Source organism: Pseudoalteromonas sp. HL-AS1, assembly GCF_031198785.1.
In the GTDB taxonomy this organism is placed as follows: Bacteria; Pseudomonadota; Gammaproteobacteria; order Enterobacterales; family Alteromonadaceae; genus Pseudoalteromonas; species Pseudoalteromonas distincta.
The window spans coordinates 834,362-848,709 of sequence record NZ_CP133569.1; the positions used below are offsets into that span (position 1 = coordinate 834,362).

Here is a 14,348-nt window from a genome sequence, read left to right on the forward strand (position 1 = left end):
AGAGAATTTACCATGACAATTCGCACCCGTGTTGCCCCGTCGCCAACTGGTGACCCGCATCTTGGCACCGCTTATATCGCCTTATTTAACTACTGTTTTGCTAAACAACAAGGCGGTGAATTTGTACTTCGTATAGAAGATACAGACCAAGTACGTAGCACGCCAGAGTCTGAACTTGCGATTATGGATAGCTTACGCTGGTTAGGGCTTGAGTGGGATCATGGTCCTGATGTGGGTGGCGAATTTGGTCCTTACCGTCAATCTGAGCGTAGCGATTTATATAAAAAATACGCGCATCAGTTAGTTGATGATGGTAAAGCGTTTTACTGCTTTGCAACAAGCGAAGAGCTTGATCAAATGCGTGAAGAGCAAATGGCAGAAGGCTTGCGCCCTAAATATGACGGTCGTGGTTTAAACCATACAGATGAAGAAATTAAAGCAAACTTAGCTGAAGGCAAACCTTACGTTATACGTATGAAAATCCCAAGCGAAGGCACATTTAAGTTTAACGACTACTTACGTGATGAAATTGAGATCCCGTGGGAAAACGTAGACATGCAAGTTCTTTTAAAAGCGGATGGTTTCCCAACGTACTTTTTAGCGAACGTAGTTGATGACCACCATATGCAAATTAGTCATATTTTCCGTGGCGAAGAGTGGATTAACTCAGCACCTAAGTTATTAAAACTTTACGAAGATTTTGGTTGGGAAGCGCCAGTACTTGGTCATTTACCATTGCTACGTAACCCAGATAAATCAAAGCTATCTAAGCGTAAAAACCCAACATCTATTAATTACTATAAAGAAATGGGTTACCTGCCAGAAGCCGTGCTTAACTATTTAGGTCGTATGGGTTGGTCAATGCCAGATGAGCGTGAAAAGTTCACACTTAATGAAATGATTGAAAACTTTGACATGAAGCGCGTATCGCTTGGTGGCCCAGTATTCGACGTGGATAAATTAAGCTGGTTAAACGGCATGTGGATCCGTGAAAATCTAACCGACGAGCAGTTAATTCAGCGCTTTGTTGATTGGAAGTTTAACGGTGAAATGTTAGCTAAAGTATTACCAGAGGCTAAAACGCGTATTAATACCCTTTCGGATATGGTTGAGCTGGCAGGGCACTTTGTAGGTGGTATTCCAACTTACGATCCTGCGCTATTAACAGCTGGTAAAGCAGACGAAAACGTAATACGCCAAGCCCTACAATTTTTTGTATGGCAGCTTGAAGGCTTACGTAGCTTTGATAAGCCCGCTATTTTTGCAATTGCAAAAGAAGTGGCTACATTCCACGAGCTTAAAATTAAAGACTTTTTAGAGCCAATTTTTGTCGCAATTACAGGCAAAACATCAAGTACGTCAGTGCTTGATGCAATGGAAATATTAGGCTCTGACTTATCACGTGCTCGTTTACGTGTAGCGCTTGCTCATTTAGGTATTTCTAAAAAGCAGGCTAAAAATATAGAGCGTGCGTACCGCGAATACCCAAGTGCATAATTGCTAAACAATGTACTTTTAAAAGCCGAGCTTAGTAAAATAAGTTCGGCTTTTTTGTTTCAGGCTGTTTAGCTATATGACATCGTATTTTGATGTTTTTTAACTAAAGTATTAGGGTCTGTTGATCTTTTCGGATTAAAATTTGTTCAAACTAGGGGCTATTTAATCGCGGCGCGAGGTTTGTAACCTAGTGGGCTAAGTAAAAACCGAGCAACAAAGAGTAAATAGCCCCTAGAAAGAACCCTTTGGGCAGCGCCTGTTTGGCATTAATGCTACGTTATCGCCCATTTATGGGGAATAACCACACTACATAGGCTTTGCCTTGCCTAAATACCAAACAGACTGCTGCAAATTTAACCTTGAAAGATCAACAGATGTATGGACTCCCACTTCCCTCAGGAGTAACGTAATAAGCGACCAAACTTTTACCAAGGAGCCCATACATGTTTGATTGTAATGTAATCGCAATTGATTTAGCAAAAAATTTATTCCAGGTCTGCAAAACAGATAAAAATGGAAACGTTATTTATAACAAAGCAATCACAAGAGCTAAACTTAAAGAGTTGTTAATTAAAGAGAAGCAATCTTTAGTTGCTATGGAGTCGTGTGGCGGAACACATTATTGGGCACGCTTTGCTAAACAAGCTGGTCATCAAGTAAAAGCAATTAATGCACGACAAGTAAAAGCATTTCGTCAAGGACAAAAAACAGATGCTAATGATGCACTGGCTATTTCTGTTGCCGCTCGTCAGCCTCATATTAAAGAAAGCCGATTACTTTCAGTGCAGGACCAATGCCTGCAAGGCATTGAATGTATGCGTGATTTATTGGTCAAACAAAAAGTAAGTTTAAGTAATCAACTCAGAGGCTTGCTTTTGGAGTTAGGGTACCCAATAGCTCAAGGTGATACCCCATTAATTCACGCTATACCAGAGATACTAGAAGACGCAGAAAATAGTTTAACATCCTCATTTCGCTTTTCAATTCACCTCCTTTTTCAACGCTTTAAGGAGACAATTGAAGAAGCAAAGCTGATTGAAAAACAACTGCATGAAATAGTTAAAGAAGATAAAGCCTGCAATCGCTTACAAGCCTTAGAGGGAGTCGGCCCAGTCTGTGCAATCTTGATAAAAATAGCGCTAGGTAATGCGACACATTTCAAAAGTGGTCGAGAAGCCGCCGCTTGCTTTGGTCTAACACCTGTACAACATAGCAGTGGTGGTAAAGAAAAAATAGGCTCGATATCTAAAGTGATAGGAAATAAGAAGCTGCGAAGTGCTTTGTTTAAAGGTGCATTAGCTGTTGTTTCCCAACTAGAAAAAAGAGAAAGTCGCAGTGAAAAAGATGTATGGTTAAAAGCATTAACCGCGCGTCGAGGAAAGAAAGTCGCAGCAATTGCTTTAGCGAATAAAACGATAAGAACGGCTTTTGCAATGCAAAAGCATAATAAAGAATACCAGCCACAATTACTTGCGGCTTAAAATTTGTCAATAAGAGCGCTTAAAATAGGTAAGACCAACCTTCAATAGACTGTTAGGGTCTGAAGTTTCATAAACTGCTCAACAGAATAGTCATGAAGGTGCGAATACATAAGAGGCCAGAGGTAGCCCCTCATTTGAGCCCGTATATAAGCTAGCATCTAAATTTATTTTAACTTTTTCTTTTTGACATTTACGGGGAGTCCATATAAGACCCTAGTACTTAGCCCAATGATACAATAGGGAATATAAACTCATAGGAGGCAGTATGATTGCACCTGTAAAAAACAAAGCCATTTTTAGCAGTAATACATTTTCGATAAACCTTGTTACTTACCCAACCAATCATAGCGTAATGAACCATATTGACCCTGTGCAGCAAGGGCGCTATTACAAGCTCAATTTTGTATTAGAGAAACCTAAAGCGGGTGGGGTATTTAAATGCTCAAAATGCATTATAAATTTATTTAATCGCGTGTATTTGTTCAGACCCGATAAGTACGAACACAGCGTATCTAAAATCGAGTCTGGAAAGCGTGTACTACTGAGCTTTGCGCTTAATATATAATTTATTAATAGTCGTAGGCCTGTCCGGTGCATAAAACAGATAAGTCGCAGTACGATACAGAGGTTTCACTACAGGAATTAATAGTAAAAGCATTCCCGCCCCTGCGCATAGCATCAGCTTTAAGTAAATCAATCGCGTTTGATTTAGATCGATTGTAGCTTACATTATTGTTGCCTATACCGTCGCCATCACAGCTTTCACCTTCTATTCGGCCTAAAAGTGTTGCGCCACTTTCGTGTGCTTCTTGGTCGCTATAAAATTGCTGTAAATCTCTTTTATTAACGTAGGTGCCAATTTCTTGAGATAAAACACCGTTGTCTATATCTGTATGATAAGTCATTCCTGAACAACCGGTTATTGTGGCCAGCACTGTTATTGCCGCTATAAAACGTAGCATATTTATTAGTCCTTTAATTTGTTATTTAAAGTAGTAAATTACTAACAAAATCAAACGCTGGCAATGTTTGCTAACGGGTAAATTGTTAGCATTTGTAAATGTATTTAGATTTTACTGAGCATAGGGTAAGTAAACAAAAAGAAGTGAAAAACATTAACTATCCAATGGCATATAATGGCCCACTCTAAGCGCTGCGTTTTATAAAAAATATAGCCGTATCCTAAGCCTGCAATAAATGAAACCAATACATAGTTAATGCCTCCAGCAAAATGCGCCAAAGCAAACACTGCTGCTGTCATTATTGGGGCAAGTAACGCTAGGCGATTAGATGTAATTATTTGGCTAAGCTTAGTCTGTAATAACCCTCTAAATAAAGCCTCCTCAGCTACACAGGTAAATAAAAGATTAATAGCAATAAAGGCTAACCAAAAGTCGGGCACTTTTAGGTTAAAGCCCACAAGTTCAAGTATTAAAGCTACAGTGAGCGAAGCTAAAACCGTAGCAATAATTATAAAAATGGGTTGCTTAACATCAAGCAAAGTAGATTTATTAGGGTCTGCTTTTAAAGGCTTTTTATTTGAATCTAAGTTTGAAAAAAAGTAAGCACAAAGAAATAACCCCGCCATCGCTTTATCAAAATTTGCATAAAAGGTAAAAGCAATCGCATCGCTTGTAATACGCTCATCTATAACAATAGGGAGGTTATTAAAACCAGGCACCCAATGAAGTGCTAATGCAAGTGAGAAAGTTATAAAAACAGTACTTAACATAGCGCGTATTATTGCCCGCTTTGCATTTAGCACACAGTAGTATAAAACAACGTAAAGCCCAATGCTGAGCAGAGCATATAAATTTATATAACCTTGAAAATACCCACTTACAACACTTAAAGCCATTAAGTAGTGCCAAAGGGGTTGCCGCATTATTGATATTTTGCAGTACGGAAAAACACATATAATTGATAGTGCTAATAAATAAAAGGTCATTGTTTTTTATTACTCTGTTTTATTTAGCCATTAATCTAACAGATTCGACCTCTCAATATTTTTTTTCTGGTAATATAGATAGGTTATAAGCAGTTTAAGCAGTGAACACACTATGTTAAGTCCTTTTTTTCAGCAGCATGCTGATTATGTTTCTATCTCTCGTGAGCAGGGGTGTCGATTCGCTAAATGCGTTGCTGACGATTTTAATCCACTTCATGACAAAGATGCCAAAAAGTTTTGCGCGCCAGGAGACTTACTTTTTTCATTGGTACTAGACCGTTACGGTATTAGTGAACAAATGGAATTTACTTTTGCTGGTATGGTTGATGAAAACACCAAACTTAACTTTCCTGAGGGAGCCGATGAGTTTGATGTTACCAATGGCGAAAAAGTTATTTTAAAGGTAAAGCGCAGCGGTAAAACCAGCCAATGCCCAGCACTAACTAATAGTCTAATAAAAAATTATGTTGAATTTTCTGGTACTACCTTTCCGCATGTAATTATCCCATTAATGGGCAAGCAAGAGGTAATGATAAACCCTGCTCGTCCGATGGTAATTTACGAATCAATGCTTATTAATCTTGATAACCTTGATATAACAGCGCCAATACTTGAATTTGCAGAGCCAAGCTTTGAGTACGCCGGTAAGCGCGGAAAAATTACACTACGTTTTAACCTGTTAGAAAACGGCGTTAAAGTAGGTAGTGGTGAAAAACACATGGTGGTTTCGGGTATTCGCGAATACTGCCAAGCAACAGTTGACGATTTAATAGCGTTTTACAACGAACGTAAAGCGACACTAAAGCCAGCTTAAAGCTACAGCAAATTATAAAAGGCGCTAAATATAACGGTTATTTAGCGCCTTTTATATTGTTTTAGCGCTAAAGCGAAAGAGAGCAATCACGATTAAATACTTTTCTGGGCTGGTTAATTTACGCAGTACAGTAATATGCGTACAATAGCGCTCTTTGTTATTTTAAAGCTAAGCCTATGTCTGCCACTACGTTCTCATCACTTAATCTCGACCCGTTATTATTAACAGCGATTGAGCAAAATAATTACACTCAACCTACCGCAATTCAGATTAAAACCATTCCGCCTATTTTAGCCGGAAGTGATGTAATGGGCAGCGCGCAAACAGGTACGGGTAAAACAGCCGCCTTTGTTTTACCGCTGTTACATAAGCTTTTAAATACCCCTAAAAAAGATGAGCAAGGCCTTGCACGTGTAGTCATTTTAACGCCAACCCGTGAGCTTGCTCAGCAAGTATTTGCAAGCTTTGAAAAGTACGCACAAGGCACTCATATCAATGGCGCTTTAGCCTATGGTGGCGCAAGTATTGGCCCACAAATAAAAGCACTTAAAACAGCGCAAGTTATAGTGGCCACACCAGGGCGTTTGCTTGATCATATAGTTAAAGGCAGTGTGGTACTTTCAAGCGTAGACTCTTTAGTGTTTGACGAAGCTGACCGCATGCTTGATATGGGCTTTATTGATGAAATTAGACGTATATTGCGACATATACCGGGCGATCGCCAAACTTTGTTATTTTCAGCTACGTTTGATGACAGCGTGTTTGAACTCAGTAAAAAACTACTTAAAAACCCTGAGCTAATTGAAGTTGATAAACGTAACTCAGCTGCGGTTGAAGTAGAGCAAGTTATTTACGCTGTAGATGAGGATCGTAAGCGCGAACTTGTATCGCACATGATTGGCATGAAAAACTGGCGCCAAGTGCTTATTTTTACTCGCACAAAACAAATGGCTGATCAGCTCGCTAAAGAAATGTGTAAAGATGGGTTAAAAACCGAATCAATCCATGGCGATAAATCGCAAGGCGCACGTGACCGTGCATTGCAAAACTTTAAAGAGGGTATTACACGCGTACTTGTTGCAACCGATGTCGCTGCGCGTGGTTTAGATATTTCTACACTTAGATACGTAATTAATTTTGAACTGCCGTACATTGCTGAGGATTACGTGCACCGTATTGGCCGTACAGGTCGTGCTGGTGAACAAGGGCTTGCTATGTCATTGGTAAGTCTTGATGAGCAATGGCTGCTAGAAGAAATTGAAGTATTACTCGATACGCGTTTAACGCCGCAGTGGTTAGAAGGTTACGAGCCTGACTTAAATAAAAAGCCCAAAGATAATCGTAAAAATACTAATAAATCTCGAAAAGATCGCGATAAAAAACGCATTACAGGTAAAAGAGAGCCAAGTAGACGTCGTAAATAATAGCTTTTAGTTTACTTTTTTGCCTATACTGGAGCTATTAAATAGCCGAGGTAAAGTTAATGTTTGAAACTGATAAATGGGCATTCTCTGGTGTTGATGGCCAAATATCTTTGCATAAATGGCAAAAAACAATGGACCTTATCACGGGGCTTTTTTCAGCCCCGTCTGGTTATATAGTTCAGGCAACAAGCAAAGGCTATCGCGTTGTTATTAGAAATAACGAAGGTGGCTCAAGCTTTGAAACCAACCCGATACTTCCCCCTCAAACTCCTCTTTTTTGTCGGCACGTCGCTGAAACTAATAATATTTTATATGTTAATGATGCAAGCAATAACGATGCATGGAACACCCTACCAGAAGTAGTTGAGGATGGCGTTGAATCCTACCTAGGCTTACCTATTCATTGGCCAGAAGGTGAAGTATTTGGCACGCTATGCTTAAAAGACACTAAAATAACTAGCTATACCGATGAATACTTTGAGCTCATAGAGCAACTACGCGATTTAATTGAAGACGACCTAGCGCTTGTTTACAGCTATGAACAAATGCGCGAAATAGCCATGTTAGACTCATTAACAGATATTTATAATCGCCGAGCACTTAACTTACTAGCTCAGCAAAAGCTTAATTTAGCACTGCGTTTGGGCTTCGACGTATGTTGCTTGTTTATTGATATAAACGACTTTAAAAAATTAAACGACACCTTTGGACATGAAGTAGGTGACAAAGCCTTAATTATTTTGGCGGATACGCTAAAAAACCATTTAAGAGATGCCGACATAGTAGGGCGTTTAGGTGGTGATGAGTTTGTTGCAGTAATGCAATTAAGCGATAAAAGCAAAATTAGCTACATCATGGATAAAATATCCTCTGAGTATTCAAAAGCTTTACTCAAAGAAGACGTTTGCGATTTATCGCTCAGCATAGGTTATAGTTTTACTAATAAACAAAAGCAGCCCTTTGAAGCGCTATTAAATGATGCAGACCACGCAATGTATAAAAATAAACAAGCATATAGGCTAAGTATTAAAGAGCAAATATAAGTGAGGAATTATCTATTATGCCATCCTCAAATTTGGAGTCACGGTTAAATCTCTTTTATCAAGTTACTTACTAATACCTATATAATATTATAAAATGATATGCTTCTGAATGACACATAAAATTAGGAAAGAACATGGAGTTAGTTCATCATTATACAAATATAAATTCATTAGAATGTATTTTAAAAAATAGAACATTACGATTGAACAGGCTTGATAAAGTCGATGATAAGCAGGAAGTTTCACTTATTTCTCAGAAGCACTGGGCTCAGTATCTGTTTGTCAGCAGTTGGAGCGCTTCAGAGCATGAGTCTGAAGCAATGTGGAGTAAGTATGCTTGTTATAATGGTGTAAGACTAAGTTTACCTAAGTTTCCATTCCAAAAAAATCAACTAATAAGCAAGCCGGAAATGAGTATTTTTTTTGGTGATAACACCTATAGCCCAATACCTTTTGAATCAATTTATAATGAAAAATGGCTTTTTGTTATTTCTCCTATTAGAAATGATATATATGGGAGAGAAGTAGTTTATAAATGTTCTCCTGAGGAATCTATTAGACCAATAGTGAAAAATGTAGACGGTGGCTTTGAATTTAATTATTTTGATTTAGCTACTTTTAAAAATGTGGCATGGGGTTACCAAAAAGAGTTTCGATATATTTTCTTCATAATCCCCTCAAGTTCCGATGTTATGAATGACTGGAGAAAAACAGGAGATCCTGCCTCTATCCATAGGCGCCTTTTAAAATGTCTTCAGGATAATGTAGACAATACACTTGAATACTTCGACATACCTCTTGGGGATGTAATAGACAGCGTTGAAATAACACTAGGTCCATGCTGTAGTGAATCTGAAGTTTTAAAAATAAAAAAGCTGCTAGATGAATACACTTCAAATGCAAAGATAAAACGAAGTGTGTTGACTGGATATGTATAAAATATTAGTGCAATAAAAAAGCAAGCCATGAGGCTTGCCAAGAAGGGTGTTAATTAGCTCTTACCTAGCCTTTAAGCTATTAGCTTTTCAGCAAGGTTTAATTCCATAATAGCTTTTAATAAACGGTATAAGTTAATTGATGCATCAATTTCTTCTTTACGGTTTGTTAAGCTTTCAATATTTAAGCCCAGCGGTACATCTAAATGCGCACAGCTTTTAAGTATTAAGTCGAGGTTTTCGCGGCAAATACGGACCGATTCGCTTAATGTATTGTCTGCATCAAGCATGCGCCATTTTGTTGCCTCTGGCACTGAGATACCCAACCATTGCATAAATTCTAAGGTTTTTTCGCCGCCGCACGGGGTAAACGTTAATATAATACGTTGTGGTGTAATACCCTGCGCTTTACATGTACGTGCGTAGCTAGTGATTAGCTCTATAGTCGCTTGTGCATCGTAAACAGCTTGCGATATAAAAAACTGACAACCTTGTGCTGTTTTTTCTATTAATCGTTCGTGCTCATTTCGTTTACTTGAATGGCGTTCAGCAATCGTAACGCCACCTAAAAAGAAATCATCTGACTGCTCAGCCAAAGCTTTATACGCATCTGGCAGGCTTAGCTTTATATCGCCTATCGATGATGGGCTACCTACTAAAACAACATTTTGTAAATCGTAGTCGTTTTTAGTTTCACTTAGCCAATCTTTAAATTCGCCTACGCCACGCTGCGCCACACTTTTATAAGTAATTACATCTTGTGCAGATAAATTACGAAGTAAATGGCTGTATTCACGCGGATCAACGGTTTGTTTAAACGCAAATGGGCGGTCTTGGTTAGTTCGGCTGCTTTCGTCTTGAATGTCGTAAATTATCACGCCGTCGTATTCAATTTCGTGTAAGCGACCTAATAGCTTTTCTGCAATGGTTTTTAATTGCGCTTTATCGGTGCCAATTTTAGGCGGGGTAGTACCAATAAGATAAACACCTTGATTGGTGTCCACTATCTTCTCTTTTAGTGATAAAGCCATAATCCTCATTCCAGCTAAGTTTGTTTTGATGGATTTAATATAGCAGCCATTTAGACGTCTAGATAGATTTATTTAATGAAAGTTTTTCAATTAACATGATGTTTATTCATAGTGCTTGTTCCCATAATTTATAATTGACACAGTTGTTTACATAATAAATTCCCTTGGGGCTCTTATATTTATTGGCTTTGGGGCATAATTAAAGAGTTAAATCTGACAACAAATTTGCTCAATTTAAAAAGGGACAACAATGAAATTTAAATTATTAGCAACCAGCTTAGCGGTATCGCTGGCGTTAACCGGTTGCGCCATGCAACAAAACCAAAGCACGCAAACAACAGCACAACAAGAACAAGTAAATAAAGCTGATGACCGTGTTTTTTCACAAGATTACTTAATTGAAGAGCTAGAAAACGGCTTACGTGTCATGGTTGTTAAAACCGATTACCCTGATGTAGTGTCGCTGCAAATTCCGGTATCGGTTGGATCGCGTAACGAAGTTGAAGAAGGCAAAACAGGCTTTGCTCACTTTTTTGAACACATGATGTTTAAAGGCTCACAAAAATACCCTGAAGATGTGTACTCAGACATATTAAAAAATTCAGGTGTTGATAACCGCGCTTATACAACAAACGATTACACAAATTACCATTTAAACTTTTCAAAGCAGCATCTTGATAAAGTACTTGAGCTTGAAGCTGATATTTTTCAAAACTTAACCTACACCGAAGAACAATTTAGAACCGAAGCCCAAACGGTAAAAGGTGAGTACTTAAAAAACAACGCGAGCCCAATTCGTAAATTATTAAGCGCTGTACGCGAAGAAGCGTTTGATAAGCACACGTATAAACACACCACTATGGGCTTTTTTAAAGACATAGAAGCCATGCCTGATCAAATGGCGTACGGGAAAGAGTTTTTTGCTAAGTTTTATAAGCCTGAGTATGTGTCACTTGTTATTGTGGGCGATGTAGACCCACAAGCAACAATGGCAATGGTTAAAAAACATTGGGGTAGCTGGAAAAAAGGTAACTACATTGCTGATATTAAAGCAGAACCTGTTCAACAAGCACCAAAATATTTGCATCAACAAGATGAAGCGCTACCAGGGCATTGGTTACTTGTATCGTTTAAAGGCGCTGCGTGGGAGCCTGCTAAAAAAGACAGAGCAGCACTTGATTTAATATCACAGCTTTATTTTTCAAATAATTCAGATTTATATCAAGAGCTAGTGGTCGACAAACAAATTGCCAGCCAAATGTTTACCTATAACCCAGAGACCAAAGATCCGGGTTTATTACACGTATTTGTTAAAGTAGAAAACGCAGACGATTTAGCCACTGCGCGCGATGCCATTAACCGAACTTATGCAAAAGCACGCACTGAGCTTGTTGATGAGCAAAAGTTGAGTGATTTAAAATCGAACCTTAAGTACAGCTTTATTAATGGCTTAGATTCGTCGCAAGCGATTGCATCAACCCTTGCAAGCTACATGCATTTTGAGCGCGATCCTGAGGTTATAAACCAGCTGTATAAATCGGCAGATAACATTACCAGCGCAGATATTAAAGCCGTTGCTAATAAATACTTTACTGATAACGCACGTACCACATTAACAATGTCGGCACTTGATAAAGCCCCAGGTTTTGAGCAAGAAGTTAATTTAAATGCGCTTACTGCAAAGCTTGAACAAGCACCTGCGGCACCTGTATTTAAAGTACTTGATAAAACCAATAGCTCGCCATTAATCGATGTTAACTTTTTATTCAATACCGGCGCGGCTGCCGACCCTCAAGGCAAAAAAGGTGTTGCAGCGCTCACTGCGGCTATGCTTGCACAAGGTGGCTCAGAGGCGACAAGCTATAAAGATATTCAAAAAGCACTTTATCCGCTTGCAGGTAGCTTTGGTTATCAAATAGATAAAGAAATGCTGTCGTTTCAAGGGCGTATTCATAAAGACAATGCAGCGCAGTGGTATTCACTTGTGAGCGATCAATTATTAAACCCAGGCTTTAGAGACGATGACTTTAAACGCCTTAAAAAAGAAATGATCGATGGTATTAAATCAGGCTTAAAAGCATCTAACGATGAAGAGCTAGGCAAAGAAGTGCTATATAGTGCACTTTACAAAAATCACCCTTACGAAAGTTACAACTACGGTGATATTTCGGATTTAGAAGCGTTGACGCTAGATGATGTTAAAGCGTTTTATAACAGCGAGCTTACGCAATCTAAACTCACGGTTGGCTTAATTGGGGCTGTGCCTGCAAACCTTAAAGCTAAAATGATGAGCGATTTTGCAACGCTACCAAAAGGTGAGCAAAGCCGTTTAAGTATTCCTGATGCGCCAGTGCTTAAAGGTCATCATGCAACTATTGTAGAAAAGTCAGCGCAATCGACGGCGGTATCGTTTGGTTTCCCTATTGATACAATAAGAAGTAGCGAAGACTGGACAGCCCTTTGGCTTGTGCGTTCGTACTTTGGTGAGCACCGTAGTTCTAACAGCTTTTTATATGAGCGCATTCGTGAAACTCGCGGCATGAACTATGGCGATTACGCATACATTGAATACTTTCCACGTGGTATGTTTCAAACCAAGCCAGATGCAAACCTAGGGCGCTCAGAGCAAATATTTCAAGTGTGGTTACGCCCACTTCGCTCTAATAACGATGCGCACTTTGCAACACGTACCGCCTTGTTTGAGCTAAATAAGCTAATTAAAAATGGTATGAGCGAAGGCGATTTTGAAGCAACGCGTAACTTTTTAATTAACTTTGTGCCGCAAATGGTCGCAAGTCAAAATCGCCAATTAGGTTACGCACTTGATAGCGAATTTTATAACACAGATAGCTTTGTAAGTTACGTAACTAACAAACTTAAAACGCTAACGCTTGCTGATGTAAATCGCGTTATTAAAGAAAACTTACAAACAGACAATGTTCACTATGTATTTATTACTGGTGACGGCGCTGATATGCAAAAACGTTTAGCATCGCAGCAAACATCACCAATGGTTTACAACACCGATAAACCTGCCGAATTAGTGGCTGAAGATAAAGTGATTGCTGATTATAAATTAGCAATTCCTGCAAAAAATATTGAAGTGATGAAAGTCGATAAAGTATTTCAATAATTTAAGTGTTTTTAAACTATCTTTAAATGTATAAAAAATGCCCCAGTGCTTAAAGCTCTGGGGCATTTTTATTATTTAATAATGAAACTTAATAAACAGTTATACCTAATAACCAGAACAAATAACTAAGGGATTAACACCTTAGTGGTTAAATCCGTTAGACTTGGGAAAAGGCTATTTTATATCAACTTAAGGCAGTGCAGTATTATGCGTCATGCAATTTGGCAACAGCTTCGCGACGAAGCTAACGATGTAGTAAAACGTGAACCATTATTAGCAAGTCATGTTTATTCATGTGTTTTAAATCATGATTGTTTAGGTTCGGCATTGAGCTTTATTGTTGCTAATAAGTTGGCTGATGCGGTGGTATCTGCATTCACTATCCGAGAGCTGTTTGACCAAGCATTTGTAAAATGTGACCGTATGCTATCTTTTGTTGCTGAGGATATTAAAGCGGTAAAAGACCGCGATCCGGCATCAGAAACCTATCTTACGGTTATATTAAATCTAAAAGGTTTTCATGCTATTCAGGCGCACCGTTTGGCTAATTGTTTGTGGCAACAAAATCGCAAAGAGCTAGCGCGCTTTATTCAAAGCCGTAATTCTGAAGTGTTTGGGGTCGATATTCACCCAGCATGTAAAGTGGGTAAAGGCATTATGTTTGACCACGCAACCGGTATTGTTATTGGTGAAACAGCGGTAATTGAAGATAACGTATCAATTTTGCAATCTGTAACGCTTGGCGGTACAGGCAATGAGCAGGGCGATCGTCATCCCAAAATTAGAGCGGGCGTATTAATTGGCGCGGGTGCTAAAGTACTGGGTAATATTGAAGTAGGTGAGGGCGCACGAATTGGTGCAGGCTCAGTTGTGCTTAGCAATGTTCCGCCACACACAACCGCTGTTGGCGTACCCGCTAAAATTATTGGTCGACCGGATTGTGAGTGTCCGGCGCAAAGTATGAACCAAAACTTTTTAGCAAATCCTGAGCCTGAAAACGAATCGCACACGAGTGCAATGCTATAAGTAATTAAAAATAATA

General features: G+C 38.9%; 12 protein-coding genes. 9 read left to right on the forward strand and 3 right to left on the reverse strand.

The features are described 5' to 3' along the window. Positions 1–12 precede the first annotated feature (12 nt). The 3 genes from gltX (at position 13) to RB214_RS03940 (ending at position 3,543) form a co-directional block, all read left to right on the forward strand. A complete protein-coding gene (gltX, locus tag RB214_RS03930) occupies positions 13–1,497 on the forward strand; it encodes a glutamate--tRNA ligase (protein ID WP_309168418.1) in 1,485 nt (494 codons plus the stop codon). Between the two features lie 443 nt (positions 1,498–1,940). Continuing rightward, positions 1,941–2,978 (forward strand): IS110 family transposase, encoded by a 1,038-nt coding sequence (locus RB214_RS03935; protein WP_309167389.1) that lies wholly within the window; start codon positions 1,941–1,943, stop codon positions 2,976–2,978. Between the two features lie 265 nt (positions 2,979–3,243). Then, positions 3,244–3,543 carry a hypothetical protein gene (locus RB214_RS03940; protein WP_002958795.1) on the forward strand — a complete coding sequence of 100 codons (300 nt, stop codon included), beginning with the start codon at positions 3,244–3,246 and terminating at the stop codon, positions 3,541–3,543. Between the two features lie 4 nt (positions 3,544–3,547). Here the strand turns inward: RB214_RS03940 and RB214_RS03945 are convergent, their stop codons facing one another. Together RB214_RS03945 and RB214_RS03950 are read right to left on the reverse strand one after the other, a co-directional pair. After that, positions 3,548–3,940, reverse strand: coding sequence for a hypothetical protein (locus RB214_RS03945; protein ID WP_309168419.1), 393 nt, complete (start codon positions 3,938–3,940; stop codon positions 3,548–3,550). 104 nt (positions 3,941–4,044) lie between these two features. Further along, complete coding sequence (locus RB214_RS03950; protein WP_375144333.1) at positions 4,045–4,836, reverse strand: lysostaphin resistance A-like protein; 792 nt, start codon at positions 4,834–4,836, stop codon at positions 4,045–4,047. Between the two features lie 202 nt (positions 4,837–5,038). On the opposite strand from RB214_RS03950, the gene RB214_RS03955 reads away from it, so the two are divergent. The 4 genes from RB214_RS03955 to RB214_RS03970 all read left to right on the forward strand — a co-directional run bounded on the left by RB214_RS03955 (position 5,039) and on the right by RB214_RS03970 (position 9,145). After that, the gene (locus RB214_RS03955) at positions 5,039–5,740 is read left to right on the forward strand and encodes a DUF3581 domain-containing protein (protein ID WP_309168421.1); all 702 of its coding nucleotides are present in this window, start codon (positions 5,039–5,041) and stop codon (positions 5,738–5,740) included. 176 nt (positions 5,741–5,916) lie between these two features. Then, on the forward strand, positions 5,917–7,164 hold the full coding sequence (locus tag RB214_RS03960; protein WP_309168422.1) for a DEAD/DEAH box helicase: 1,248 nt from the start codon (positions 5,917–5,919) through the stop codon (positions 7,162–7,164). 59 nt (positions 7,165–7,223) lie between these two features. Further along, positions 7,224–8,207, forward strand: a complete 984-nt coding sequence (locus RB214_RS03965) for a sensor domain-containing diguanylate cyclase (RefSeq protein WP_309168423.1) — start codon at positions 7,224–7,226, stop codon at positions 8,205–8,207. Between the two features lie 134 nt (positions 8,208–8,341). Then, complete coding sequence (locus RB214_RS03970; protein WP_309168424.1) at positions 8,342–9,145, forward strand: hypothetical protein; 804 nt, start codon at positions 8,342–8,344, stop codon at positions 9,143–9,145. A gap of 71 nt (positions 9,146–9,216) precedes the next feature. Here the strand turns inward: RB214_RS03970 and RB214_RS03975 are convergent, their stop codons facing one another. Further along, complete coding sequence (locus RB214_RS03975; protein ID WP_024597318.1) at positions 9,217–10,173, reverse strand: methylenetetrahydrofolate reductase; 957 nt, start codon at positions 10,171–10,173, stop codon at positions 9,217–9,219. Positions 10,174–10,423: 250 nt separating this feature from the next. On the opposite strand from RB214_RS03975, the gene RB214_RS03980 reads away from it, so the two are divergent. Both RB214_RS03980 and cysE read left to right on the forward strand, forming a co-directional pair. After that, the gene (locus RB214_RS03980; RefSeq protein WP_309168425.1) at positions 10,424–13,306 is read left to right on the forward strand and encodes a pitrilysin family protein; all 2,883 of its coding nucleotides are present in this window, start codon (positions 10,424–10,426) and stop codon (positions 13,304–13,306) included. A 207-nt stretch (positions 13,307–13,513) separates the two neighbouring features. After that, entirely contained in the window at positions 13,514–14,332 is an 819-nt protein-coding gene (cysE, locus tag RB214_RS03985; RefSeq protein ID WP_002958786.1) for a serine O-acetyltransferase, read from the forward strand. The last annotated feature ends 16 nt before the right edge of the window (positions 14,333–14,348 follow it).

Coding starts and splice junctions, on each gene's coding strand:
- gltX (WP_309168418.1), top strand. CDS start 13: ATGACAATTCGCACCCGTGTTGCCCCGTCGCCAACTGGTGACCCGCAT.
- RB214_RS03935 (WP_309167389.1), top strand. CDS start 1,941: ATGTTTGATTGTAATGTAATCGCAATTGATTTAGCAAAAAATTTATTC.
- RB214_RS03940 (WP_002958795.1), top strand. CDS start 3,244: ATGATTGCACCTGTAAAAAACAAAGCCATTTTTAGCAGTAATACATTT.
- RB214_RS03945 (WP_309168419.1), bottom strand. CDS start 3,940: ATGCTACGTTTTATAGCGGCAATAACAGTGCTGGCCACAATAACCGGT.
- RB214_RS03950 (WP_375144333.1), bottom strand. CDS start 4,836: ATGGCTTTAAGTGTTGTAAGTGGGTATTTTCAAGGTTATATAAATTTA.
- RB214_RS03955 (WP_309168421.1), top strand. CDS start 5,039: ATGTTAAGTCCTTTTTTTCAGCAGCATGCTGATTATGTTTCTATCTCT.
- RB214_RS03960 (WP_309168422.1), top strand. CDS start 5,917: ATGTCTGCCACTACGTTCTCATCACTTAATCTCGACCCGTTATTATTA.
- RB214_RS03965 (WP_309168423.1), top strand. CDS start 7,224: ATGTTTGAAACTGATAAATGGGCATTCTCTGGTGTTGATGGCCAAATA.
- RB214_RS03970 (WP_309168424.1), top strand. CDS start 8,342: ATGGAGTTAGTTCATCATTATACAAATATAAATTCATTAGAATGTATT.
- RB214_RS03975 (WP_024597318.1), bottom strand. CDS start 10,173: ATGGCTTTATCACTAAAAGAGAAGATAGTGGACACCAATCAAGGTGTT.
- RB214_RS03980 (WP_309168425.1), top strand. CDS start 10,424: ATGAAATTTAAATTATTAGCAACCAGCTTAGCGGTATCGCTGGCGTTA.
- cysE (WP_002958786.1), top strand. CDS start 13,514: ATGCGTCATGCAATTTGGCAACAGCTTCGCGACGAAGCTAACGATGTA.